Here is a 26,672-nt window from a genome sequence, read left to right as displayed (position 1 = left end):
GAAACGTGAAGGGCCGTAAGAGGGAGTTCTTCCCCAAAGGTCATGACTTCGCTAAGGTCACAGATAAGCAGCTTGCTGAAGCCATCCGCCTTATTAACGATCGCCCGCGTAAATGTCTAGGCTGGAAGTCTGCTCACGAAGCTTTCATGGAAGCCCTGTCGCACTTGACTTGACAATCTGTCATATGAGAAAAAATGATATTTCCTTCGAATAGTATAGTGTATGCATTTTAATAGAGAAACGGAGGTGAGCATGGAGGCATGAATGACAATCAAATAAGAACCGCAGTCGAAATGAAGGATACCAAAGCTATTGAATTCGTGATGGAAATGTATTCAAAATTGCTCTGGACGGTAGTCGGTTCTGTATTAAACAATGCTTCTAATGAAGAAGTAGAAGAATGTGTCGCAGACGTTTTTTTCTCATTTTGGCAGAACCCTCTAGCATTTGATGCAGAACGAGGGAGTTTAAAGACATATCTAGCGATTATCGCGAAGAACAAAGCCATTGATAGATTCCGCAAGCTTCAAAAAACATACATAGTACCATTTGAAGACAATATGAACCTGAAATCTGAAGATATTCTAAGCGGAGTTGTAAATCGTGAGAAGGATGAAGAATTGTTGGAAGCAATTCATACCTTTTCGGGACCAGATCGTGAGATTATGATACGTAGAATCTACTATGAGCAGAAGCCTGCTGAGATTTCTAAGGCGCTATCACTTCAATTAAGACAGGTACAGAACAAAATTTACCGATCTAAGCAACAGTTAAGAAAGTTGTTTCTAAAGGAAAACAATGATGATTAATCTGTTTCAATCAATTACATATTTAAGGATGTGAAAAGTCAAAATGTCTAAACCGCCTTTGGAATTTACTGAAGGGAATTTGTTGAATATTAAGTCAATATTTTATGCGAAGGCTGGGATTGAGGAAATACAGCCAACTAAAAAACATAGGAAAAAGTTCTATTCTATTGCCATGGTAGCCACCATTTCGTTATTGCTTGTGACAAGTGCCGCTGGAATGGGTGTAATTGACCTATCCTTTTTATCGAAGTTCATTGAAAAGGATATGGTTAGATTTCTGCAACCTGTCAGTCAAGTAAGTGAGGATCAAGGCATTAAGATGGAGACGCTCGCAGCTGTAAGTGACGATGAGATGGCCGCTATTTATTTTAATATGACTGATTTAACGGGTAACCGAATCGATGATAAACTTGATATTTATGATTACTCTGCAAAGGGTGTCACCACCCATAATGCCCAATTGATTCATTACGACGAAGCAACGAAAACAGCTACCATGCGCATGTTAGTAAATGGTGGAAAGAAGCTAAATGGTAACAAGATTACCGTTAGAATAGATTCTTTCTTGAGTGGTGCGATGACTGAGAAAGAGTATAACCCTGGTTTCGATCTGTACTCACTTCTTAATGATAAACCGGCGAGTGGAACTACATTTTTAAATCGACAAAAGGATGACATAAGTGGTTTAGGTGGGGAGGGAATTGAAGAAATATGGGAGCAGGAGGAAATAGCTGTTCTTGAAAAAGATAAGATTCATATGTCACTTCCTGGGATGGACTGGCAATACATCTCTAACATCGGATTTGTCGATGGCAAGCTTCATATTCAAGTTAACCCGGAATCCGATATGGGACGCTTCAACCATGGCTATTTTTATTTCACAGATTTGAATGGGAATAGACAGGATATCGCTAGGTACTCAATCAGTTATGGCGCATATGAGATAGACCAGGTCGGTATGGGGGGAGATTATATTGAATATGTGTATGATATAGCCGATATTTCACAACTTAAGGATTTAAAGCTAAGAGGGTATTTTACAACGTATACAGATTATTTTCAGGGTAAATGGAAGACGTCCTTTGTTATGGAAGGGACAACGAATACGAAACAAGCTAGCGTTAATATTAAGCTTGCCGAAGCCGTAATTACGAACGTTGAAGTATCGACGCTCGGTATTACCTTGGAGGGAAAGGGATTGAATGAAATAGGTAGTTCGGATGATAATATTGCTATTCATTATAAAGACGGCAGCGTGATCCATTCTGAGTCAATAATATCCTCCAGTAGTGAAAGGGTTAAATTACTCTATCCAAAGGTTATACAAATCGAAAATGTGGACTTTGTTACGATAAACGGTCAAGAGATTCAATTGCAATAAAATTCTAAGACAAGCCAACTACGATTCAAGTAGTTGGCTTGTTCCTTGCGTTGTCTTTTTATTTTGTCATAGTGGTGTAACATAGCGGATTTAAGATAGGAGTGTCCATTACGCGTTAGTTAAACCAGGAGGAAATCCAATGATAAATAAGTTACCCAACATACTGCTGTTTACCTTCTTCGTTCTAGTGCTTCTACTCCTTGTTTTCGGATACCGAATTACAATTTAAGATAGGATAAAACATGCAGAGGCTCTGCTGTCTATGGATAGCCTTTTCAAGTGACAGTACTCAATTGATCTATAATTAAAATTGCCGACATTCTCAAGAATGAGTTTGATAGGCTTTTTTTTGGAATGTTGTTACATCGGGATACTATCTTCAACGTTGAGGCTCTTATTGTTCTGCTTATGGAATATCCTGTTCATGGAAATGAACTGGATATTCCTGAAAGCGCTGTTATATATGGAAATTGTTTTCTGTGTTCACATTTTCGACATTCTATATTGACTTAATCAAATTACAGGTTTAGTATTGGGAATATTAAATTATTCACTAACTAAAAGTAATTAAATATAATAATTTTTTGGTCTTAAATTAAATGAAGAACGAGGAGGAATATAAATGGACACCATGTCATTTGTCTTGTTTGGAGCGACGGGGGATTTAGCAAAAAGAAAAATATACCCTGCATTATATAATTTATTTATTGAAAAGAAGATGCCTAAGTCATTCACTGTTATTGGTTTAGGAAGAAAAGAAATCTCTAATGATATGTTTCAAGGACTTGTAGAGAAGTCTTTAAATACATTTTCCAGAAATGTACCTAACCATGCGGATACAATGAAAGCTTTCCTTTCAGCGTTCCGTTATAGCCAACTAGATGTGAATCGTATAGAAGATTACGAGAAGTTACTTCAACTCGTCATTCAACGTGAGAAAGAATTAAATATTTCGGATAATAGAATATTCTATCTGTCCGTCTCACCAGAATTCTTTGATGTCATTGCTATAAATATCAATGGAAGTGGCTTGGGTACTACACAAGGATGGAAACGCCTGATTATCGAGAAACCATTTGGCCGTGATCTAAAATCAGCTCAAGAGCTAAATGAGAATCTCAGTAAAGCATTTCATGAAGAAGAGATTTTTAGAATTGACCACTTCCTCGGTAAGGCAATGGTACAGAACCTTGAAGTTCTCGAATCATCGAACCCATATCTTCAAGATTTATGGTCGAACCATTATATTGCTAACGTTCAGATTACTGCCAATGAAACGGTTGGCGTAGAAGAGAGAGCGGGTTACTACGATCATGCTGGAGCGTTACGTGATATGTTTCAGAACCATATGCTCCAATTATTAATGATGATTGCTATTCAACTTCCTAAACGTGGAGATGCTAGTACGGTCAGCTTAAAAAAGAAAGCGGTTATGGAGTCACTTCGACCTTTACAGCAAGAGGACGTTATTCATAATGTTGTTCGTGGACAATATATAGCAGGGGAATCCCAAGGGAATTCTGTTGATGCATATACCGATGAACTTGGCGTTGCAGTTCATTCCGATACTGAAACTTTCGTCGCAGCCCGTCTGTGGATCGATGATCTTTTTTGGAGCGAGGTTCCTTTCTATATCCGAACAGGAAAAAGATTAAAGGAAAAATCAACACGAATTGTTATTGAATTCAAAGAGCCTTTAACTAAACAATCCTTAGATGGTAATGGGAATACGGCAAATATATTGGTCATTGAGATAGGTCCCAATGAAGGCATGTTTATTCAACTTAATAATAAAAATAATAATGGCGAGTTAGAACCCGTACGAATCGATTGTTATTCGAATGAGACAAATGCACCTGAAGCTTACGAAAAATTGATTCATGATGCGATGAATGGGGATTCGACATTTTTTGCCCATTGGGATGAAGTTGAACTGTCATGGAAGTGGGTTCAACCGATACTTAATGCATTCAATGATAATCTAATTCCTATGCAAATGTACGAGGCAGGGTCCTATGGACCAGTAGGTTCCGATGAATTATTAGCCTTTGAAGGATATAAATGGTTACTGGACTCAACAACTTGGAATAGTACCAATACGATAAAAGAAGAATATGCTTATCCAACTAGCCGCAAATAAATTACAACAATTTGGAGGACACTAACATGAAAGTCGGATTAATTGGTTTAGGTAAAATGGGAATGAACTTGGGACAGAATCTTATCGATCACGGAAATGACGTTGTCGCTTTTGACTTAAATGCTCAAGCTGTAGAAGAAATGAAAACATATGGTGCTCAAGGCACTACGACCATGCAAGAGCTAGTTCAATCGATGGAAACACCAAGAATCGTATGGATTATGGTTCCTCACCATGTTGTTGATTCAGTAATCAGCGAGATTTCACCTATCATGTCTAAAGGAGATATTATTATTGAGGCTGGAAATTCTCATTATAAAGAATCGATCCGTCGTCATGACGAACTCAAAGAAATTGGTATAAGCTTCATGGATGTAGGTACATCAGGTGGTATGGAAGGAGCGCGTAACGGCGCTTGTTATATGATTGGTGGGGATCCAGAAGCTTGGACCATTGTCGAACCAATATTTAAGGATACCTCGGTAGAGAACGGTTATCTGTATGCTGGAAAAGCGGGTAGTGGACACTATTTGAAAATGGTTCACAACGGTATCGAATACGGTATGATGGCTTCCATCGGTGAGGGATTTGAGGTTTTAGAGAAAAGTGATTTTGAGTTTGACTATGAAAAAGTCGCGCGTGTATGGAATAACGGTTCGGTCATTCGTTCTTGGTTAATCGAGTTGATGGAGCATGCCTTCTCGAAGGATTCGAAGTTGGAAGATATTAAAGGCGTCATGAATTCCTCTGGTGAAGGAAGATGGACCGTTGAAGAAGCTTTTGATCTACAGACCGCTACTCCTGTCATTGCTATGTCCTTGTTAATGCGCTACCGTTCACAAGAAAACGATACATTTACCGGTAAAGTTGTAGCAGCGCTTCGTAATGAATTCGGTGGACATGCTGTGGAGAAGAAGTAACATACAATATGATGGATACACGGTTACATTTTAAAAAAGTATAATAATTAAACAAAGAACCGATAATCACCTAGATTATCGGTTCTTTGTCGTTAATTATTATATGACCTATTTATAACGGTAAGTTATTGCCATACGTATTTACTGAACGCTTACGGTCAGACGATGGGGATAATTTTTTCCACAGATTTTCGAGCACGTTCCACGCCCCTAAATACAGCAGACTAACGATGGCACCAAATATCACCCCGTACACTGCACGGATTAATGAAATATGAAACGGTGTATGGAGATGAGCAAATGTATCTACAAGAGAGGTTTGGCCAATGATCCCTAGTGCTAATATATACAAGGCACCTGGTCTTTGTTTGATAGCAAGGTAAGCACCCAATATAAATAAGGGGTGAGCGAACAAGAACTCTTTGATTCTAGGTCGAATGCCGATCGTATTCTCAAGTAAAGATCTGAACAATAATTCTAGTGAAGTTACACTTCCGCCATTTCCTGTTCTCGATAAATAATAAAGCATGACGACTAGGGAGAAGCCTGCTCCTATAACCCAGAGGACACTGATATGAGCTGATAGAAGACGTCTGGCTTTTAGAATTTTCCCTTCGAAAGTAAGTCCTTCACTGAAAAAGATGAGGTACAAGCCAACTAGAACAATAGGGATCAAACTCGCTATTCTAACCCCGATAAATTGATCAATGTATAGTAAATAAGTGATGTTATCCAACAGCGAAACAATAAATATTCCACCGACAAGTGATAATAGTGATGTGCTTAAAAAGAGAATGAATGCGAACCACGGGTTTGCCGATACCTTAGTGTTCTGTTTATTACGTAACCAGTTAATCGCTATGAATAACGCTATACTTGGCGCCGAAATCGCTACACCGAGAGCTAGCATTTTATACAAAAGATTTGAAGAAAGAATACCGATTCCAACGGATCCCAACAGTCCTAGAATAAAGATAGACAATACATAAGAGGGGACAAAGTATGACATCATGATTGCTATTAAAGAAATGCTACCTAATACAATAATTATTTTTAGAATCGAATTGATGTTCATGTTGGAAAGTGAAAATGAATGTGCTGAGTCGATCGTGAATCCTGCGTCTTGAATTCTTGGTATAGCTCCATCGGTGCCATCAAGAATAGCGTATATATGTTCAAGAGGGTTTGTATACATGCCTGATTCTTCGCTTTGAGATGGGATACTGTTCAAAAGAATCATACGTATATTACGATCTTCGACTGCCAATACAAAACGGTCAGAGAACCGTTGAATCCGATTGTTTAGTTCTTTCAGCGTAACGTTCTCCACAAGCTTGCTAGCATCTTTCTCGGTGAAATTGTGCAAACGGAAAATATTATAATCTAGTTGAGTCGATAGGGTGTCATACCCCATTGGGTCAGTTTTCTGCATCTCCTTGAAAGCTACTCCCAAGTTGTGCTTATTAAAGAGATCAGCCACCGAGGAAATGTCATCCACTTGTCCATCTTTCGAATATCCTGGGACTGACGTTCCATCAATAATAACTGACTTTACAGCAAATCGATCTAAGTCCTTCAATACATCTTCCATGTACTCCAATGAAAAGGGTTGGCGATGGTTAGATAATGAAGCTACAATATGAAAGCCTTTATTCTTCAACATGGTCATCGTGATCGGATCAAGGTCCATTGGCACTAGAGCAGCATCTGCTATAGGCATTTCGACAATGAGACCGTTCTGATTGTTATAAGTCCAAGGATGGATGTTGATGTTTAATCGTTTAAAGCTTTGTTCGATCATGTTTTTCATTTCAATCTCTGATTCTTGTTCGGAAAATAATATGTAAGTAAAGTTTTCATTAGGAGATATCTGAGTCTGCTTTAACGTGGTGGCTTCATGTGAGGAGAATAATTCAATTCTACGACTTAGCTTTAAGATGTTGAGTGTACTTTCATTAACTGCCATAGATGTGATTCCTGCTTGCTTCATTAATGTTAGTTGTTCATCGACGAAATCTTTCGGATTGGGTTTGTAGTCTGAAATTTGAAGAAGGTTCTTATAATTAAAAACAAACTCTACATTGTTAGCAGTGTTCTCTGTATTCATACGATGATATACCAGTGGAATAGAGGCTACTAATCCTACAATTACTAGACACCATAACCATCGCGACATTCTTCGATTGATTTGACTGTACAAATTACTCATTTTCATTCATCTCCATCATGGTTATTGTGAACCGTAAAGTAAGATAAGCTTTATTTATCCTTGTTATCAGAATTACACTGGGAGTTATACGATTGAAACTTCAATCCCACTTAAGTGGAAAGAGTATAGCATAAATACGAACCGTACGATAGAAAACGATGGTGCTAGTCAGAGATAACGCAGATATTTTTCAGCGAAAAAAATAATTTTTCTATTAATTATCAAAGTTTACATTAGTAATAGCAGTGTGAATTATGGTAAATTACAGAAATATATAATTTCATATTGAACTTTTTACTTGAAATAAAGAGAGGGGAAAAATATACAGAGTGTAATTGATAATTTAATACAAACAACTTTATTTGTTAAAGGACTTTTTTTCTTTTGTATATGGGATGGTCTGTATGAAAAGTAAATTATCACGTAAACCAATAGTAAAGGGAGAGTGAACATCATGTTAAAGAAAGTGATATTTCTAATCGTATCTTTGTTCATTATCAGCACGAGTACTGGTATGGTAGATTATTCTGAAGCAGCGGATATCCTAATAAAAGATAACAATATATTGTCAGAATTGAATGCTGTTCAGAAACACTTGAAAATAGGTAAGTCCAAAGAAGATATCAGCAAATACCTGAGTAAATATTCGAAAAAAGAGATCCATAATGAAAGTGGCGATGCACCATGGGTATATGGAATAAGTTATCTATACGCACTTTCAAAAGATCCATTTTCACTAAAAATTGGCGATAAAATCAAGCAGGAAGAAGTATTCGGGACCATTATTGCGATTACTAAGAAAGAATATACGATAAAGACATCCAAAGGTCTTACCGAATACGTTGATCGAGAGGTAATGGAAAACGACCATTTGTATCTAACGAATACTTATCTCACTAAGCGTAAAATAGGTATGATCGTCGATGTTTTCTACAATATCAACAATAAGGTACATTCTGCAACGATTTCATTTGTGTATGGACCCGACAATAACATTTTTAGAATAAGTTATTTAGAAGATGGAACATCTAGGTTCACGATTAACGAGTTTAAAAGATAAGGTTATACATGCAAATAAATAACTCGAAATTCCGGAGAATAAATATATGGAAGAATGCGGAGGACTTAAGGACCAAATTTTACCTTCAATACTAATCGATTTCTTAATTATATGAGATGCTCAGAACCCTTGCCCTTCAAGGGTTTTTTCTTATTTCCATGAAATTATCTTTCGTCTTCTAATTGTCAGGGAATAGCTATTGTAGATCGAATAGGATGTACATAAGTAAAATTCTATGGTATTTTGATACCATAGAACCAATCATCCTATGTTTGGAGGTTTGTTGAATGTTAACGAAGACTACACGACTTAATCTTGTCGATCAAGTAATTGTACAGATAGAATCCTTAATTGAATCGGGTGTATGGTTGGTAGGCACAAAGATACCCGCAGAACCGACACTTGTCGTTGAACTTAACGTTAGCCGTAATACGTTGCGTGAGGGAATAAGGGCACTTTGCCACGCAGGCGTATTAACGACGAAGCAAGGGGACGGTACATATGTTTCCTCGGGAAGTACGTTGGGTAAGGCTATTCAACGGCGAATTCAGAAATCGAGCATACTTGATACGTTGGAAGTTAGGAATGCACTTGAGCAGGAAGCGGCGCGGTTATCCGCTGAAAGGCGAACCGAAGAGGACCTGGTGAATATTCGGTTGTGTCAGCAGGAATGTAGTTCATATACAGCAAGTCGAGATATAGAACGATATGTGGTTGCAGATTTGAAATTGCATCAGACGATTGTTGAATCGACTGGCAATCAAATGCTTATCGAACTGTATGCTCACATTACCGATTCCATTCAGGAATCCATAAGCTTGTCCTTGAGAAAACGATTCACCGAGGAGCTTCCACAAAATGAGCATTCTGAACTGGTAGAGGCTATTGCGGCGCAAGATACAAAAGAAGCTGTGAATAATGTACAGCAATTCTTTGAACGATTAAAAAGAGATATAGAGAGGGAGTACATGTAAGTGAAATCATCACAACTTAGATCTGACACGATATCGAAATCCCCATCAAAAGTTTGGCTGCTTGTCTTAGGTATAATATTGATTGCGGCTAATATGCGTGCCCCATTAACTTCAGTTGGTCCGCTGATTGGAACCATTCGAGAAGACTTACAAATATCGAATACTTTAGCTGGATTGATTACGACGCTACCGTTATTAGCGTTCGCGCTTCTTTCACCTCTTGTCCCTAAATTGGCTCGTCGGTTTGGTACACCAATGGTTCTTTTCGGCTCGTTATTTCTTCTTATCGGAGGAATGGCAGTACGTTCTTCTGTAGGCATTATAACATTACTGATTGGAACGGTTATTCTGGGTCTTGGGATCGCAATTTGTAATGTACTGATGCCAAGCCTTATCAAAGCAAATTATCCTTTGAAAATTGGTGTAATGATTGGGGTGTATTCGGTTTCAATGAATTTCAGTGGTGCAATTGCGTCTGGAATCAGCGAACCGATGGCAAACCAAGTGGGTTTGGGATGGAAAGGCGCATTGGGAATATGGATCCTATTAGCATTGATAGCTCTTATCGTCTGGATTCCACAAATAAGTCGTAAGCAGCAAGAACAAGCAAGCACTTCAGCAATCAATCAGAATCGTACTAATTTATGGAAGTCACCTCTCGCATGGTATATTTCAATCTTTATGGGACTGCAGTCGATGCTCTTTTATGTGGTCATTTCATGGCTTCCAGATATTCTGAAAAGTCAGGGGATGAGTTCAGACTCGGCAGGCTGGACAGTGTCCATCATGCAAATGGCGTTACTTCCAGTCACCTTTATCGTACCCATATTGGCAGGTCGAATGAAGAATCAGAATATCCTTGTGATCCTAGCAGCGGTGTTCTACTTTATTGGAATCGGGGGGCTTCTCTCAGGCAATCATACGCTAACCCTTCTGTGGGCAATATTAATAGGTATTGGATCAGGTTGTGCATTCAGTCTAGCGATGATGTTATTCGGACTTCGTACTTCAAATGCTCATGACGCGGCCGAATTATCCGGCATGGCACAATCGATGGGTTATCTGCTGGCAGCTATTGGACCGACGCTATTCGGATATCTTCATGACGCAACGAACGGATGGAAGATTCCGCTGATTGTTATGTTCTTGACGGCGGTGTTACTGTTGATATTTGGCGTAGCCTCTGGACGGGATCGCTTGATAGGTCAATCAAACGTTAAGGATACCTAATAATTTATATATAAGAATTCATTATTGAGGTTGGAGAAATAGGCAATTATATAGGGTTAGTTGAAAAGCAGCAGATTCCAAATTTGGATTTGCTGCTTTTATCATATTAATGTAAGGATACAATAATATACTAAAGGATTCGAAAGATAGAAACATTAAGTGACTAATTTGTCATTACGATAATCATTTTAGCAGTTATACTGATCTTATTAGCATTAAAGGCAAAGGGGGAGCATAACCCACTTTAATTGTTTAATCTATATAGTAATATATATTGGAGGTAAATTAATGAAGAAGCTTAGGAGTACATATCATGCCGTGTTAATAAGCGTACTTGTCATTTCTCCGTTGACTGGTTACAAGGTTAATGCCGCAAATTCAGTCGGAGTCACCAATTCTACGACTTCAAATCTAGCATCTCCAACGGCCAATCGAACTAGCAGCTTGGACTCTATTAAGCTAGCTAGCAATATTAAAGCTACACTAGAGGAGGTAAATATCTGGCCACAGGCCGGGGGCAACATTCTAACATACACGCTGAACTACTCTAATGGAAGCAACCGCAATCTGAATTTGATCCAGTATTTCTCAAGAGTTATGACTCCCACAGGGACGATCATTCCAGGGAACCCTGTTACCGGAGATGCACTCAAGAAAAAGGTGCTTCCTAAAGGGACTACGCGTGTGACGTATTATGTCAACGTTGGCACAACGAATTCATTAATAGGGTTGAAGATCCCAATGTACGTGTGGGACGCCAAAACAAAGGGGTATTTGAAACAAGTGGGTACTTTTAACGTGCCGACCCAGTATACCCCGACTGTTGCAAGCGGGAAGAGTTTATATACCACGATGAATGACGTTCCCGTTACAGCCTTTACCGAGTCATTGAAACTCTATCAATATAACGGAAAAACGTATGCCAAAGCGGGTATAAGCCTAACCAACAGAGGAACTAAGGTTTTTGAAGATCCAGGTTATACGGTATATCTTTTGTCGGTAGGAGGTACTTCGTTTGAAATGGTGCTCGATAGTTCGCAAGCAACCTACAAGATTCAGCCTGGGGAGAAGAAGGTAATCTACTATCTGACCGAGATTCCCCCTTATTTGGAAACCACCAACATGAAGTTGCAATATATCCAAATGGACAAGACATTAAAAGTAGAACTTCCAAAGACCTCATTTAGTCTTCCAAAGGCTACGATTCCTGATTTAACTGTGGGCAAAGGCATCGTCAAAAAGATCTTAATTAACAACAATACGATCGAAACAAAGTTGAGCAATGAAACGGTATATGCAGAAAATAATAAGGGGATATGGTCTTTTCAACTCCACTTGAAGAACTCAGGTAACAAGGCAGTAACCATGCCCTCTTATGCACTTGCCATCAAGTCTTCAGAAGGGAAGGCCTTTCCGATTAAGGCTAAATCTTTAAACGGAATATCCTTAAATCCACTTGAAGAAAAGGTCCTTCAGTTCACCGCAGAACTGCCGCTTGATGTTGATCAGAAGCCCGTGCATCTGGAATTGATTGAGGAAATTAAGGCAGATGTGTTAGCAGCAGATCCCACAACTGAATCAGTAGGAAAGAGTTCTAAGCTAACGTTACCCGTTGCATATTTTACGATCCCATACACTCATCGTCCCGACACACAACAAGGATCAGATTACACGACCACAAATGCATATGGTACTTTCTCTTATAAACTTCATACATTACAACGTTTTCCTTGGAAAGACGACGATATCATTGTTGCTAAGTTAAGCATCACAAACACACAGTCGACGACTTTAACACTGCCTAACCTAAAGGGGGCATTGAAGATAGGTGAAGACGATTTGACGTCTTCAACGGATCTATTTATGGACAAACAGGTAGCAACACTGGCATCTGGGAAGACCATCGACATGTATGTACTCACTAAAATCCCTTACACATCGAATATCGATAAGATGCAAATCAATCTATATTCAGTAGCGAACGAAGAGAATGTTTCATTTCTTTCACTTAGTTCGAACAATACGGTGAACGATGTAGATTCTATTGAGCGCGGTGGTAGTTTTATGGTTGCAGGAAAAGGCAAGAACGCAAAAGTGCAGGAGAAAAAGACAATTGTATATGCTGGTTCGAACTCAAATATCGTGTATACAGAGTTGCTTATGAGTAATGAGGAGAATAGACAGAGCAAGATGGCACGTCTTCAAGCATATTACCAAACAGCAGATGGCCAATTCTACGAAGCAATATCTAATCAATCGGATATTTCTGCCGCACCTGGAGGCAAACAATTAATTGCCTTCTGGACGAAGATACCCAAGTCCGTAAGCACTTCAAATATGATGTTCTATATGGGATCGGGGATTACAGGGAATAAGTTAAGTGAACCAGGTCAAGAAAGCACGGGTGTGGTCAACATTGGATCTCTACGGCTTAGTCCGCAATCGTCCTATGCGAATATGTCGGAGGTTACGCTCAGCCCATATACTTTATCCATCCAAAGCGCAGATGGTAGGATTAAGGAAGGTAGTGACAGTATAAGTATTGTTATGAACTATAACCTCTTTAAGGATAGCAGCTACGACACAGGCATCTTTAACCACAAACTTATTCTCAAAATGACGGACTCATACGGACAGTCACAGGAAAAAGCTCTAGTCCTTGGAACAGATCTGACGGTAGGAAATCAAAATAGGATCACGATGTCCTTTAGTAGTGATCAATTTAAGAACCTGTACGGAGGCTACTACAGATTAACGTTATATGACGAAATTCAAGGTGAACGCATAGAATTGGCAAGCCAGGAGTATTCGTTAACCTATGAAAGGCTCCCAGAAATAGAGAAATAGGACTTTATAAATATCATCGTACAAGAAGGAGCAGCTCTTATGTTGCGAGTTGAGAATATAACACATTCTTTCAAAAATGGTAGTGAATCGACGCCAGTGCTTCATGATATCAACTTTACGGTCAACCCGGGGGAGATGGTCGCACTACTCGGAAGCTCAGGCTCTGGTAAGTCAACGCTACTGAATCTGATGGCAGGCTTGATGAAGCCGATGGAAGGCGATATTTACATTGCAGATCACAGTATCGTGAAGATGAGTGAGAACAAGCTCTCTGAATTCCGCAGAAAACATATTGGCTTCATCTTTCAAGCCTATGAACTGATCACGAGTCTGACTGTTCGAGAAAATGTAGAACTTCCGCTTGTGTTTCAATCCGTTTCTCCATCTATACGCAAGCAGAAATCTCTATCATTACTGGAAAAAGTCGGTATTCTGGACAAAGCCGACTTATTCCCATCACAGCTGTCTGGTGGTCAGCAGCAGCGTGTTAGTATCGCAAGATCACTTATAACAGAACCGTCCGTTATTTTTGCCGATGAGCCAACGGGAAATCTGGATTCGAAGACAGAAGAAGAGATCATCGGTATATTGCTTGAATTGAACAAGACAATGAACACAACTTTTATTATTGTGACGCATGAAACGGATGTGGCAGAGCAAATGCAAAGGATTTTTGCACTTCGCGATGGTTATCTAGTATCAGAAAAAGGCTCTTTGGTAGGAATGGAACCCAAAGGGGGGATAAGCATTGAGAATTAGTGATATCTCACGTCTGGCTTGGGATCAGGTTAAGCGGCGAAAGGTAGTTACGGGCCTTTGTATGGCTGGCATTTCTATCGGATGTGCTGCAATCATTGTTGCCTTAAGTATTGGAGAGTCCGCAAAGAGTTATTCAGAGAAACAATTGAATCAGAGTTTTAAGATGGATGAGATTACAGTTACGGCGAATGGAGGAATCCCTTCACATGGAGGAGAAGGTGGAGGTGGAGGCGCTACACCTGAGGCCAGCGATAAGTTGGATCCTGGAAAGTTAACTCGGCAGAAGTTAGACATTATACAGGGACTGAAACATGTCAACGCAGCTGCACCTTTTCAGGAACTAGGGTATATCCAGATGCTCACCATGGATAATCGTATAGCCGATGTTCAGGTTATTGGCACGGATCTACGTCTGTTAACGAAATATGATAAGACCTTTCTACAAGGTGGGGGATCTGATTTACCCAGGATGGCAGTTCTCAATTATGGAGCTACACTTGGGTTGATCGACGATGAGACAAATCAGAAAATGTTAGAAGGATTTAGGAACGACCCCTACAATGTCCAATTAAGAGAACAATATGACAGCTTAAGCGTCCTGCCTTCGCAGATGTATCAACAGCAATTCCAACTACAACAATTCAAGGATTATTCTAACCCAGCGAGTAAGATTCTACAAAGCGCGCCACTTCGAGTCATTGGTATTCTTAACAAGGCTTCAGGTGCAGATGATCTGATGGAATCGTATAACAAGATCATCTATGTGTCGCTTGAAACGGCACATCAATTGGTCGAAGAACTGAGTATGACCAATGGAACAGTCGGGCAAGAGGGTGTCTATAACTCGGCTATTGTAAAGGTGGACAGCACAGACAACATAGTGCAGGTAGAGAAACTTATTCAGAAGTTAACGTTAACGACGAGTACGAATTTATATCAACTAGAGCAGCTAGCGGACGAATTCAATATGGTCAAAAAGGTAGCGCTAGGGGTAGGGGTATTTATTCTAATCATTGCTTCTATATCTATCATCGTTGCGATGACCATGTCGACACATCAACGTCGCCGTCAGATTGGGATTATGAAGGTGTTAGGAGCTAACATGGGGCAAATTCGTAATATGTTCATTACAGAAGCTGCCTTGCTCGGAATGATGGGTGGGATGTTGGGTGTCTTGATTTCTTACCTCATTGTATTTGGAATTAATAAGCTTATAGGCACAGCTGCTGGTCCGGTACCAGGTGATGGTATTATTATTAACATTCCGATAATGACGATCCCTATTGGCATTGCTTTTGCTGTAATGACAGGTGTGTTCTCAGGGATTTATCCAGCGATAAGTGCTTCCAGAACCAATGCACTGACGGCAATTAAGCGAGATTAGAGATATCAAGTGGAAAGGAATCTAAAGTCATGAAGAAGGCTATAAAGTGGATTATATTAGTAGTGATCATTTTGGTTGTAGGGTACTTATTATATATTAATTTATTCAAGACCAAAGAGTTGATGGAACCCATTGACACCCAACCGGCAATAACCTTTGAGGTAACCAAAGAGACCATCTCCAATTCTGTTCAAGTTAAAGGGAAATCAAAATATGAGCAGGAGACTCTCGTATATGCCCCTTTCGCTTCCAAGGTTACGAAATGGAACGTCGAAAATGGAGGGCAGGTAAAACAGGGAGATGTGTTGTATACACTAGATCAATCAATCTTGAAAAACGAAATCGCAACGCAAGATGCTTTGATCCGCAAGACGCAATTAGAAGCGGAATTGAATGAATTCGTAAGCCAACAGGAAGATGAGACGACTGCTCTTGGAGCAACTGAGGCAGAACGCTTAAAAGCGCTTGCGACACAGGAGTCAGGTCGATTAAATGATGAGCTTAACAAGGTGAACGCAGATATTCAGCGGAGGGAGCTTGCAGATAAGAAGGCTAAGCTTCAAACAGCGGTCTATCACGCCCCAGCAACCGGTATCTTCCTGTATGACAGTACAAGTGAACGACCACAATCTGTGACGGACAACCAATACATCGGTAAAATCGTGAATCTTAATAAGCTAGAGTTCATTGCACTTGTTGGAGAACAGGATATCTTCCGCATTAAACAAGGAATGAAGGTTCAGGTGAAAATCACTGCTTTAAAAGAATTGAAGCTCTCTGGAGAGGTAACAAAGGTGTCTAAATTTGCAGTTACCGCTGCCGATAAGACCAGCACAAATCAAGTACCTCAATTTGAAGTAGTCATCTCACTTCAACCAAACGAGCATCTTATTGGCGGACTAAGTATGAGTGGCGAGATTGAAACCGTACGTAAAGAGAATGCCACGGTTATTTCTAGCATTGCTGTTATTCATGAGGGGGACATTTCCTACGTGATGTTGGACAAGGGTGCCGGGCAATACGAACGAAGAGATATTGAAACCGGATTAGAAACAGCAGACAAAACGGAGGTACTCTCTGGACTTAACGTTGGGGACACGGTCGTTCTGCAATAAGATTAGCGTTTCATGAAAGCTTTATGTTCTTATTTGTGGCGTTCAACCTTGGTTGAACGCCTATTTTTTGTAGATATGTACAATAAAGTAAGTGATCCTTTAGAACCTGCATATAGGGATCAATATCAATTGTGTTACAATAACTTTCATCGTTAGTATTCTCAAAGTACAAATAAGTTAGGATGATCTTACAATGAAAATTTTATTGGTGGAAGACGATAGAACGATTGCTTCAGGACTTGAATATTCGTTGCAACAAGAACAGTTCTCCACAGTTCTTTGCTATGATGTTGCATCAGCCCAACAGGTACTAACTGAACAATTAGATGAATTCACGATATGTTTATTTGATATATCACTCCCAGATGGTAGTGGTTATGAGTTGTGTAAAATTGTGAAAGAACGAAGTGATATTCCTGTCATTTTTTTAACGGCAATTGATGATGAAGTGAATGTTGTGATGGGGTTAGACATGGGAGCGGATGATTATATAACTAAGCCCTTTCGTATACGTGAACTTCTCTCAAGGATCAAATCAGTCTTACGGCGATATCATAAACAGGTACAGACCAAATCAATGATTGAAATAGAACATATCCGGATTAACACGCTTGAAGGCAAGGTTTATAAGAAGGGTGATGAGATTTCACTTACTGCTTTAGAGTACAGATTATTACTTATCTTTGCTAACCATATAGGACAAGTCCTCTCAAGGAATCAGCTATTGGAGAGAATCTGGGATGTGGCAGGCGACTTCGTGAATGATAATACATTAACAGTGTACATCAAGAGGTTGCGGGAAAAGTTAGAAGACAACCCTCAAGATCCGACGATTATCAAAACAGTACGTGGTTTAGGTTATAAGGTGGGTGATTAGCATGTTACGCAATAGAGAGATTCGATTGTTTCTATTAACCGTGTGCTCGATCAGTCTAGTGGCGGTCGTAGCGGGGTACATCATGATTTCATTGAATGCTGCATTATTCATTGCTATCACTGCAGCTTTACTCATTGGATGTTGCATCATGTTTACGAGATGGAGATACAGGGAGATTGAGAAGCTATCGGGTGATTTACGTCGAATTAGTGCCGGCGATTATGCTCTTGATGTTCGTAATAATCAAGAAGGTGAGCTTAGTATCCTGAGGAGCGATATTTATAAGGTAACGCTGATGTTATCCGAACAACGTTCACTTTTGCAACATGAGAAGGTCCAACTTACGAATGCTATTTCTGATATATCCCATCAACTCAAAACGCCACTTACCTCCATGACGATGATGGCTGATCTGTTAAGCGAACCCGAACTGCCTTCATCGAAAAGAGCGGAATTCACTCGTAATATTCGAATTCAACTCGAGCGGATCGGGTGGCTTGTTTCTTCGTTATTAAAGTTCTCAAAAATTGACGCAGGTACGGCACATTTTAAACGAGATCACATATCGGTAGACAGGCTAGTACGTAAAGCACTAGAGCCTGTATTAATTCCTATGGACATTAAGGAACAAACACTCACGATAGAGGGCGAAGATAGCGTCACTTTTATTGGCGACCTTAATTGGACCACTGAAGCCATCATCAATATTCTGAAAAATGGTGTGGAGCACACGCATGAGGGCGGCGAAATCTCTATTTCTTTTACAGAAAACACATTGTTTACGGAGATCATCATTGCAGATAACGGTAAAGGAATTCCTAAGGAAGAGTTACCTTATGTTTTCAAACGATTTTATAAAGGGAAGAATGCAAGTGAAGATAGTATTGGAATTGGGCTTGCCCTGGCGCATAGCATTATTACAAGTCAAAATGGCGATATCCATGTATCGAGTGAGGTAGGAAAAGGTACTCAGTTTCGTATTAAGTTCTATAACCAAGTGACTATATAGTCATATTGCAGTCACTTGATAGTCATTTTAGGCAGATATAATGATCTCATAAACATATATGGAGGTCTTACAATGGATATATTAACAATTGAACATCTATCTAAAACGTACGGAAAAGGGGAGACAGCGGTAAAGGCACTTGATGATGTTTCCTTTTCGATTAAAAAAGGAGAATTTGTCGCGATTATAGGTCCATCAGGTTCGGGAAAATCAACCATTCTGCACATGCTTGGTGGTGTAGATACACCGACTAGTGGAAAGGTATTTGTAGATAACACAGACATTTATAATCTTAATGAAACAGAGCTGGCGATCTTCAGACGTAGACAAATCGGATTAATTTATCAATTCTATAACTTAATACCCGTCCTAACGGTGGAAGAGAATATTACGCTACCCTTGTTGCTCGATGGACATAAGGTGGATAAGAAGCAATTCGATGAGATCGTGAAGACTTTAAATCTAGAAAATCGCTTAAACCATCTACCGAATCAACTTTCGGGTGGACAACAACAACGGGTCTCGATAGGAAGAGCACTAATCAGTAATCCAGCCATTATGTTAGCAGACGAGCCAACCGGTAATTTAGATAGTAAGAATGGAAATGAAATCATTGAGTTATTAAAAATGTTTAATAAAACCTATAAGCAGACGCTTATCGTCATTACACATGATGAACGGATTGCGCTACAAGCGGACCGAATCATCACCATTGAAGATGGAAGAATTGCTAAGGACGAGGTGATTCGTCCGTGAATATTGTTAATAAATTAACCATAAGACATTTGAAGCAGAATAAAAGACGTACGCTTGTAACCATCATTGGAGTCATTATTTCTGTAGCTATGGTGACGGCTGTATCAACCCTTGGTGTATCTTTTATGGCTTTAATGCAAAAAGAAACAATTGCAAGTTATGGAGAATGGCATGTCCTTTACAAGGATGTGAACAAGTCTCAACTTAAAGCGATTGATGCGGATGAAGAAACAAAGACACTCGTCGTTTCGAAAGATCGTGGGTACGCTCTTTTAGCAGGAACGGAGAATGCGAATAAACCCTATTTATATATCAAGGCGTATAATGATCAAGGTTTCAAAAAATTCCCGATTGAGTTAAGTTCAGGACGACTTCCGCAAGCAGGTAATGAAGTTGTGATCTCGGAGGAAATTGCTACGAAGGCTAAAGTATCTTACAAACTGGGGGATACTTTAAACCTAGATGTTGGAACATGATTATTTAAGGATGAAGAGGGTAATGTTCGAACACTATCACAGATAGATTCATTATTAATACAGCAAGATGTAATTGTCGAAACATTAATTGATAAAGCAAAGGAAAGCTACACGATCGTGGGCTTCATAAAACGTCCAACATGGGAACCAACATGGGCACCTGGGTATACGATCCTCAGTTATGTAGACGAAAGTATGTTGGGCGCGGATGATATCGTAAATGCCACGGTTCTATTAGACAAGGTGAAGAGCTCTCTGTTTACGCATGCAAAGGATTTAGCAAAGACAAATAACATAGACTCTAAATCCATTGAATTTAATAGTGAATTATTGCGGTTTTACGGTGTGACGAATAATGATAACTTACGTAGTACCATGCTCTCGATGTCAGCGATTATTATGGGAGTCATTATTGTTGGTTCGGTATCATTAATATATAATGCTTTCGCGATTTCCGTCTCAGAACGTTATCGTCACTTAGGTATGTTATCGAGTGTTGGGGCAACGAATAGACAGAAGAAAAATTCAGTGTTTTTCGAGGGAGCAATTATCGGTTTAATCAGTATCCCAATTGGGATCATTTGCGGTCTTGCGGGTATAGGAGTTACTTTCTGGTTCATTAACTCGATGATCCAAGGTGCTTTAGGACTAACAGGAACATTAACCGTAATCGTTACCCCATTGTCTATATTGGTCGCATGTGCTATTTCGATCCTAACGATTTTCATTTCGACTTATATACCAGCCATAAGAGCATCTAAGATCTCTGCTATTGATGCGATTCGACAAACAACAGATGTTAAGCTAACAGGAAAAACAGTGAAAACCTCTAAGTTCATTCGGAAGATATTCGGAATCGAAGCTGAAATAGGTTTGAAGAACTTAAAAAGGAACAAACGCAGGTACCAAACAACGGTATTTTCCCTTGTTATAAGTATTGTGCTATTTCTTGCTGTATCATCGTTCAACTCCAATTTGAAAAAGACGCTTGAGCTTTCACAGGCTGGTGTGAATTACGATATTCAAGTCTCTATGAATAATAAGAATGCTGAAAAGAATGAGCGATTGATACAAACGATATTAACTTTACCTGATGTAACGGGATATACGGTTGTGAAGGACCAGAGTGTTAACACATGGATTGATAAAGTATCGATTGCTGACGAACTGCAAGAGGATTTGAAGAAAGATAAAAGCATCCTTAAGAATGGGAAATACCCTTATTTTATTAGGGTGCATTCATTAAATGAACAAAGCTTAAAGGCCTATGCACAAGCGGTTGGTGCAGATTATGAACGACTTATAGACCCAGGTCGATTATCTGCCATTGTGATTGATACGATTACCTATGAAGCGGAATCAGAGAAGAAATTTGTTGAAACGAAGGCCATTCACATGAACATTGGTCAAAGCATTGATCTAATCAATAAAGATTGGGAAACAGAAGAAGAGACGCATTTAGGCAAAGTAGAAATCGCCGCATTTACAGATCAATACCCCATGGGAATTCGTATGGTAGGCCTAGGCGTAGGTGGGTTAAATATTATCGTCTCTGAACAAGTCATGGATCAATTAACAACGAAGAAAAGTATTAATGAAATACAGTCTTATCTTTATCTAAATAGTTCCGATCCTATGGCCACACAACAAGAAATTGAAGAGATGAAAGAGAATAATATATATGCTCATAATGTGTATCAAAAGAGACAAAAGGAAGAACAGAAGATCATGTTAATGTCGGTATTCACGTATGGCTTCATCGGATTAATTACGTTGATCTCAATAGCGAATATTTTCAATACGATATCGACGAGTATCTCACTTCGAAAACGAGAGTTTGCGATGTTGAAATCTATGGGTATGACACCAAAAGGCTTTAATAAAATGATTAATTATGAAAGTATATTTTATGGCATAAAGTCATTACTCTATGGGCTTCCAATCAGTGTTATCATCATGTATCTGATCCACAAGGGATTAGGGAATAGTTTTACCTATGAATTCTCCCTTCCTTGGATAAGTATTGGATATGCCATCGTTGCCGTATTTATCATCGTTATTTCAGCCATGTTATACGCAAGCTCCAAAGTGAAGAAGGAAAACATTATTGATGCGTTAAAACAGGAGAGTATTTAATCCTTTATTTAGTAGGTAGTAGTTGATATGAAAACCTGGTAGTCGAATTCTGCCAGGTTCTTTATTATGCTTCCTTGAACACGAATAGATAATGTCCTATAATGTGCTTATCGAAATTGCAATAAAATAGTGATGCATTTACTAAAAACTTCACTTTATATTAAATAAGACGACTTTCAATTGAATTGTTAAATTGAAGGTCGTCTTTGCTATGGATTCCTCAGACACTTTTTCAAAACCATATTTCGTCGGCAGTCTCCGTTTTCTAGCAATTTATATAAAAACGTAAAAGAATCATATATTCTCATAAAATTTATTTAATATTAATATATACAAATAATTGTAATAAATGGTATATTTGGTTTAGGGACCTATTGCACTGAAATAAATGTTGGCCAGCGTTTACTTACGTGCTCTAAACTCCCACAATATATGTACACGAGAGGATGATTTTAATTGAAAAAGAGTGCCTTATCAATTTTTCTAATGTTCTTACTAATATTCACTGTAGTTCCGTTAGCTTCTGCTGCTTCAACTTCAGATGTCAGTGTTCAAATTACAGGGCAGGGTACTTTATCCTTCTCGGGTAACTTAATCGGCGGGAATCCTGGTGTCTATGGACCTGAAGGCATATTCAAAGTTACAAATTCCAGTGGACAAGTTGTCTTCAGCGAATATCGGGCAAGCAGTACTTCTCCTGGATACTTTTCATTTAAAGTAAGTAATTTACCTAATGACACGTATACGATTACTGGAAAAGCAGAAACTCCTCATACTTCAATTAGCTTCTATCAGCCTTCATTTTGATCTGTATACGAATCTAATGCAACAAAATAAATTAAGGCTTCAATATAAGACGACTCTCAATTTGATTATTAAATTGAGAGTCGTCTTATTGTTTAGGTTAGGGGTCTCGTAGGGATGTGTGGACAATACTAGTGACCACCTATAAGCTAACCTTTCTTTTATTACCAATTACGAGGTTTATATTATGTTATAATAAAAACCACTGAGTTTACGAGAGATGGAAATGTCTTTTTTATGTGTGAATGTTAATGGTTAAGTGAAGATTCGTTTGAGAGAGGTGTACATCATGATTTCTTTTTTACTAACAGTGAAACGCCTTTTGAGCGGCATATTTCATGCGTTTAAGCTTAAAAATTTTCAAGTATTATTCTTTTTGATTGTCCTCATGCTTATTTCAGGTACGCTCTTTTATAGCAAAGAGGAAGGACTCTCCATAATGGATGCATTGTACTTTTGCGTGGTTACGCTTAGTACTGTGGGGCATCCAAGCTTTGAACCGCAGACATCCCTTGGTAAGATTTTTACCATGATCTATATTATCGTTGGAACAGGCTTGTTCTTAGGAATGATGGGTCATATTGCTTACGCGATTATTAAAAGTAACCAGAAGGAAGAAGAAGTATTTCTTCAAAAGAAAAATAAATAGGCAGGCTCCTTTTATAATGACTCACTTTTACCGCGAATTTCGCGGTTTTTTTATTGTCAGATTAACGTCACGATCTGTATAGTATTTCCGTTAAATCCCTATGTTATAATGTACTCAATTGTATTGAAACAGCTAATAGCGATGGAAGCAGGTGTCATGAATTTGAGAACAGTCGTCGTCATCGGCGGGGGAATAACTGGATTATCCACCGCTTACTACTTACAGAAGAATATACAGCATAACAACTTGGACGTTAACATCGTTCTGGTTGAAGCAAGTGATAGATTAGGTGGCAAGATCAGAACACTGCATGATGGAGAATTTACGATGGAGTCGGGTGCAGATTCTATTGTTACGCGTAAGACCAATGTCGCTCCCCTAATCGAAGAGTTAGGCTTTCAGGATGAGGTCGTTTATAACGCAACTGGGATATCTTATATCTATACTGAAGGCAAGCTTAAACAAATTCCAAAGGATTCTGTTTTTGGAATACCGCTAAGTATCGAGTCACTTGCCAAGACGGAACTGATCTCAGCCGAAGGAAAAGTGGAAGCTCTGAAAGATTTGTACACCCCGAATGATACGTTCACCAAAGATGATTCTGTGGGAGATTTCTTAGAAGCATTTTTTGGGAAAGAACTTGTAGAAAAGCAAATTTCACCGGTTCTCTCCGGTGTATATTCAGGAAATCTGGATGATCTTACGATTGCCTCAACGCTACCTTATTTAATCGATTATAAGAATGAATATGGCAGTATTATTCAAGGTCTATCCGCTAATAAAGCTAAATTCCAAGGGAATGGCGATAAGAAGTTCATGTCTTTCAAGGGCGGGGTATCTGCTCTGATTGACGAGATGGAGCATCATTTGTCTGAGGCGGAGATTATCAAGGGGATACAAGCAGAACGGGTTGAAAAGCTAGGAGATCAGTACCGTGTAACTTTAGTGAATGGCCGCACTTTGGATGCCGACATGATTGTACTAGGAACCATGCATTCCACTGCACAGGCACTACTTCAAGATGAGAGCCTGAATGAGGATTTCAATCAGTTATTTAACAGTTCGCTAATCAGCGTATACCTTGGATTCGATATCCCTGATAGCCAACTACCTGCGGATGGAACAGGATTTATCACAGCTAATAGTGATGATGTGAAGTGTAATGCCTGCACGTGGACAAGCCGTAAATGGGAGCATACATCTGAAAAACAACGTTTGCTCGTTAGACTCTTTTACAAGAGTTCAGGAACTCATTATGATACGCTAATTAAGCTCTCAGAGGAGGAACTAGTGAAGGTAGCTCTACAAGATATTCAGATCAGTCTAGGCATTACAGGTCAGCCGATAACCTACGATGTGACCAAATGGCACGATACAATGCCTAATTATCATATTCGACATCATCAGATCGTCGAATCTCTGGAGAAGAAGATGGCGAGTCACTATCCAAATGTTATCCTTGCTGGATGCTCTTATTATGGTGTGGGTATTCCAGATTGTATTGCGAACGGAGAGAAAACAGCAGAGATCATTATGGAGCAAATTAGCTCGAATACAATATAGAATGTTAATAAGTTACATGATAAGAGCCGGCAGATGCCGGCTCTTGTCATGTACTGGGAGGAGTACTGTAATATATATCATGTCCTAATCGAAAGCTTCAAATTCTTAGAGAAGGGGTTTAATCATATGGTAATACAAATGATCTGAGATATGGAACGAAGACTCCGTTACAAAACCGTGTCTTTCATATAATTTCTGAGCATTGGGATTGTCTTCGGATACATTTATCGAGAACTTATGATGTCCTTGTATACGCGCAATCTGTTCTGCTGCAGTCAATAAACTCGACCCAACACCTTGCCCACGGAATGCTTCAAGCACAGCCAACGTATCGAGATGGAATTCATCATGTTGAGCCTCAGTACTTTCAAATTCATCCTCATCATTACCAAAAAATTCCTCAACGGAAGGCTCCCACTGTTGTTGGAATTCCGTGTTCAGTTGTCCATCATACCCTAAGGCGATGCCTGCTACCTTAGCGCCTATTTCTTGAACAAGAATAAATTTGTAACTGAAATAACTCATGTCCTGAACATATAAATGTTCAATGAATGACATTACTTTATCTTTAGGGAAATTTTCAGTGAAATAGGATTGCTTGTCCTGCATAATGAAATAAATCAATTCACATACTTCATTCATATCTGTTATTTGTGCGGATCGGATCATGTTGTGCCTCTTTTCCATAGGATAAATCTATTATACGCACTATGTACTAAGACTCAAAATATACGTTTTACCGTAACATAGGAGAAGGATCATTTCTCAAGGGAAATGGTAACCACCTTAATCACTGTGTAGGGTATTAAATATGGGGCTAAAGATCATAACTTTAATCATGACCATAGGCTTTATTATCAACCGAATAAAAGGAGTGTTAAGATGCGACAAATCGTGCTCGTACGTCATGGTCAAAGTGAGTGGAATTTAGAAAATAGATTTACAGGCTGGACCGATGTTGATTTATCGGCAAATGGTTTAGTTGAAGCAAGAAGAGCCGGAGAGATTTTAAGAGACAATGGCTACTTGTTCGATGTTGCTTACACTTCAGTTCTCAAACGAGCCATAAGAACGTTATGGATTATACTTGATCAAATGAATTTGATGTGGATTCCTGTACATAAATCATGGATGTTGAATGAAAGGCATTATGGTGCACTGCAAGGTTTGAATAAAGCGGAAACGGCTACAAAATATGGGGAAGAACAAGTCCATCTCTGGAGAAGATCTGTTGATGTAAGACCACCTGCACTTGAACGAAGTGATACGAGATATGATGGCCTTGATCCAAAATATAAAGATATAGATGGCCAAGTTCCCTTAACTGAAAATTTAGAGGATACAGAGCAAAGAGTACTAAATTACTGGCATCAAGTCATTAAATCTTCGGTACTCTCTAACCAAAAAATAATCATTTCTGCACATGGAAATACCATTCGAGGACTAGTTCAATACTTGGATAACATCCCATCAGACGGTATTACAGACTTGAATATTCCAACAGGAATACCACTCGTGTATGAATTGGATGATGAATGTAAACCATTAAGGCATTACTATTTAGGAATGTAATG

The 26,672-nt window shown here is 39.1% G+C and carries 20 protein-coding genes and 2 pseudogenes; 20 read left to right on the top strand and 2 right to left on the bottom strand.

The window, feature by feature from the left end; genetic code table 11:
- From PGLA_RS28770 to gnd, 5 genes and pseudogenes are all read left to right on the top strand, one after another.
- Positions 1–173 (top strand): annotated as a pseudogene (locus tag PGLA_RS28770) (IS30 family transposase); the annotation flags it as partial.
- An 87-nt stretch (positions 174–260) separates the two neighbouring features.
- The gene (locus PGLA_RS05325; RefSeq protein WP_068529794.1) at positions 261–809 is read left to right on the top strand and encodes a sigma-70 family RNA polymerase sigma factor; all 549 of its coding nucleotides are present in this window, start codon (positions 261–263) and stop codon (positions 807–809) included.
- 43 nt (positions 810–852) lie between these two features.
- Complete coding sequence (locus PGLA_RS05320; RefSeq protein WP_068529793.1) at positions 853–2,190, top strand: hypothetical protein; 1,338 nt, start codon at positions 853–855, stop codon at positions 2,188–2,190.
- Positions 2,191–2,812: 622 nt separating this feature from the next.
- Complete coding sequence (zwf, locus tag PGLA_RS05315; RefSeq protein ID WP_068529791.1) at positions 2,813–4,330, top strand: glucose-6-phosphate dehydrogenase; 1,518 nt, start codon at positions 2,813–2,815, stop codon at positions 4,328–4,330.
- Positions 4,331–4,356: 26 nt separating this feature from the next.
- Positions 4,357–5,250 (top strand): phosphogluconate dehydrogenase (NAD(+)-dependent, decarboxylating), encoded by an 894-nt coding sequence (gnd, locus tag PGLA_RS05310; protein ID WP_068529789.1) that lies wholly within the window; start codon positions 4,357–4,359, stop codon positions 5,248–5,250.
- 112 nt (positions 5,251–5,362) lie between these two features.
- Here the strand turns inward: gnd and PGLA_RS05305 are convergent, their stop codons facing one another.
- Complete coding sequence (locus PGLA_RS05305) at positions 5,363–7,459, bottom strand: DUF5693 family protein (protein ID WP_068529787.1); 2,097 nt, start codon at positions 7,457–7,459, stop codon at positions 5,363–5,365.
- Positions 7,460–7,913: 454 nt separating this feature from the next.
- Here PGLA_RS05305 and PGLA_RS05300 point away from each other — a divergent pair, with 454 nt between their 5' ends.
- The 14 genes and pseudogenes from PGLA_RS05300 to PGLA_RS05235 all read left to right on the top strand — a co-directional run bounded on the left by PGLA_RS05300 (position 7,914) and on the right by PGLA_RS05235 (position 25,098).
- On the top strand, positions 7,914–8,519 hold the full coding sequence (locus PGLA_RS05300; RefSeq protein WP_068529785.1) for a hypothetical protein: 606 nt from the start codon (positions 7,914–7,916) through the stop codon (positions 8,517–8,519).
- Between the two features lie 287 nt (positions 8,520–8,806).
- The gene (locus PGLA_RS05295) at positions 8,807–9,493 is read left to right on the top strand and encodes a FadR/GntR family transcriptional regulator (protein ID WP_068529782.1); all 687 of its coding nucleotides are present in this window, start codon (positions 8,807–8,809) and stop codon (positions 9,491–9,493) included.
- Positions 9,494–10,723: a CynX/NimT family MFS transporter gene (locus PGLA_RS05290; RefSeq protein ID WP_068529775.1), complete on the top strand. Its 1,230-nt coding sequence runs from the start codon at positions 9,494–9,496 to the stop codon at positions 10,721–10,723.
- A gap of 288 nt (positions 10,724–11,011) precedes the next feature.
- On the top strand, positions 11,012–13,570 hold the full coding sequence (locus PGLA_RS05285) for a hypothetical protein (protein ID WP_068529772.1): 2,559 nt from the start codon (positions 11,012–11,014) through the stop codon (positions 13,568–13,570).
- A 39-nt stretch (positions 13,571–13,609) separates the two neighbouring features.
- Positions 13,610–14,329, top strand: a complete 720-nt coding sequence (locus PGLA_RS05280) for an ABC transporter ATP-binding protein (RefSeq protein WP_068529768.1) — start codon at positions 13,610–13,612, stop codon at positions 14,327–14,329.
- Complete coding sequence (locus PGLA_RS05275; protein ID WP_068529764.1) at positions 14,319–15,713, top strand: ABC transporter permease; 1,395 nt, start codon at positions 14,319–14,321, stop codon at positions 15,711–15,713. The genes PGLA_RS05280 and PGLA_RS05275 overlap by 11 nt, the downstream gene beginning before the upstream one ends.
- 29 nt (positions 15,714–15,742) lie before the next feature.
- Entirely contained in the window at positions 15,743–16,828 is a 1,086-nt protein-coding gene (locus tag PGLA_RS05270; protein WP_068529762.1) for an efflux RND transporter periplasmic adaptor subunit, read from the top strand.
- Between the two features lie 193 nt (positions 16,829–17,021).
- Positions 17,022–17,705, top strand: a complete 684-nt coding sequence (locus PGLA_RS05265) for a response regulator transcription factor (protein ID WP_068529761.1) — start codon at positions 17,022–17,024, stop codon at positions 17,703–17,705.
- Position 17,706: 1 nt separating this feature from the next.
- A complete protein-coding gene (locus PGLA_RS05260; protein ID WP_068529759.1) occupies positions 17,707–18,714 on the top strand; it encodes a sensor histidine kinase in 1,008 nt (335 codons plus the stop codon).
- Positions 18,715–18,786: 72 nt separating this feature from the next.
- Entirely contained in the window at positions 18,787–19,470 is a 684-nt protein-coding gene (locus tag PGLA_RS05255) for an ABC transporter ATP-binding protein (RefSeq protein ID WP_068529758.1), read from the top strand.
- Positions 19,467–22,082, top strand: a pseudogene (locus tag PGLA_RS05250) (FtsX-like permease family protein). Before PGLA_RS05255 ends, PGLA_RS05250 begins: the two are co-directional and overlap by 4 nt.
- A gap of 456 nt (positions 22,083–22,538) precedes the next feature.
- On the top strand, positions 22,539–22,889 hold the full coding sequence (locus PGLA_RS05245; protein ID WP_068529756.1) for a hypothetical protein: 351 nt from the start codon (positions 22,539–22,541) through the stop codon (positions 22,887–22,889).
- Between the two features lie 286 nt (positions 22,890–23,175).
- A complete protein-coding gene (locus tag PGLA_RS05240) occupies positions 23,176–23,535 on the top strand; it encodes a potassium channel family protein (RefSeq protein WP_068529753.1) in 360 nt (119 codons plus the stop codon).
- Positions 23,536–23,697: 162 nt separating this feature from the next.
- Positions 23,698–25,098, top strand: a complete 1,401-nt coding sequence (locus tag PGLA_RS05235) for a protoporphyrinogen oxidase (RefSeq protein WP_068529832.1) — start codon at positions 23,698–23,700, stop codon at positions 25,096–25,098.
- Positions 25,099–25,203: 105 nt separating this feature from the next.
- Here PGLA_RS05235 and PGLA_RS05230 read toward each other — a convergent pair whose 3' ends face one another.
- Complete coding sequence (locus tag PGLA_RS05230) at positions 25,204–25,767, bottom strand: GNAT family N-acetyltransferase (protein WP_068529751.1); 564 nt, start codon at positions 25,765–25,767, stop codon at positions 25,204–25,206.
- A gap of 213 nt (positions 25,768–25,980) precedes the next feature.
- Here PGLA_RS05230 and gpmA point away from each other — a divergent pair, with 213 nt between their 5' ends.
- Entirely contained in the window at positions 25,981–26,670 is a 690-nt protein-coding gene (gpmA, locus tag PGLA_RS05225; protein ID WP_068529748.1) for a 2,3-diphosphoglycerate-dependent phosphoglycerate mutase, read from the top strand.
- Positions 26,671–26,672: the final 2 nt, after the last annotated feature.

It is taken from the genome of Paenibacillus glacialis (genome assembly GCF_001637205.1).
GTDB lineage: Bacteria > Bacillota > Bacilli > Paenibacillales > Paenibacillaceae > Paenibacillus_AQ > Paenibacillus_AQ glacialis.
The sequence above is the reverse complement of the archived record's forward strand: the minus strand, read 5'-3'. Positions and strand labels throughout refer to the sequence as shown.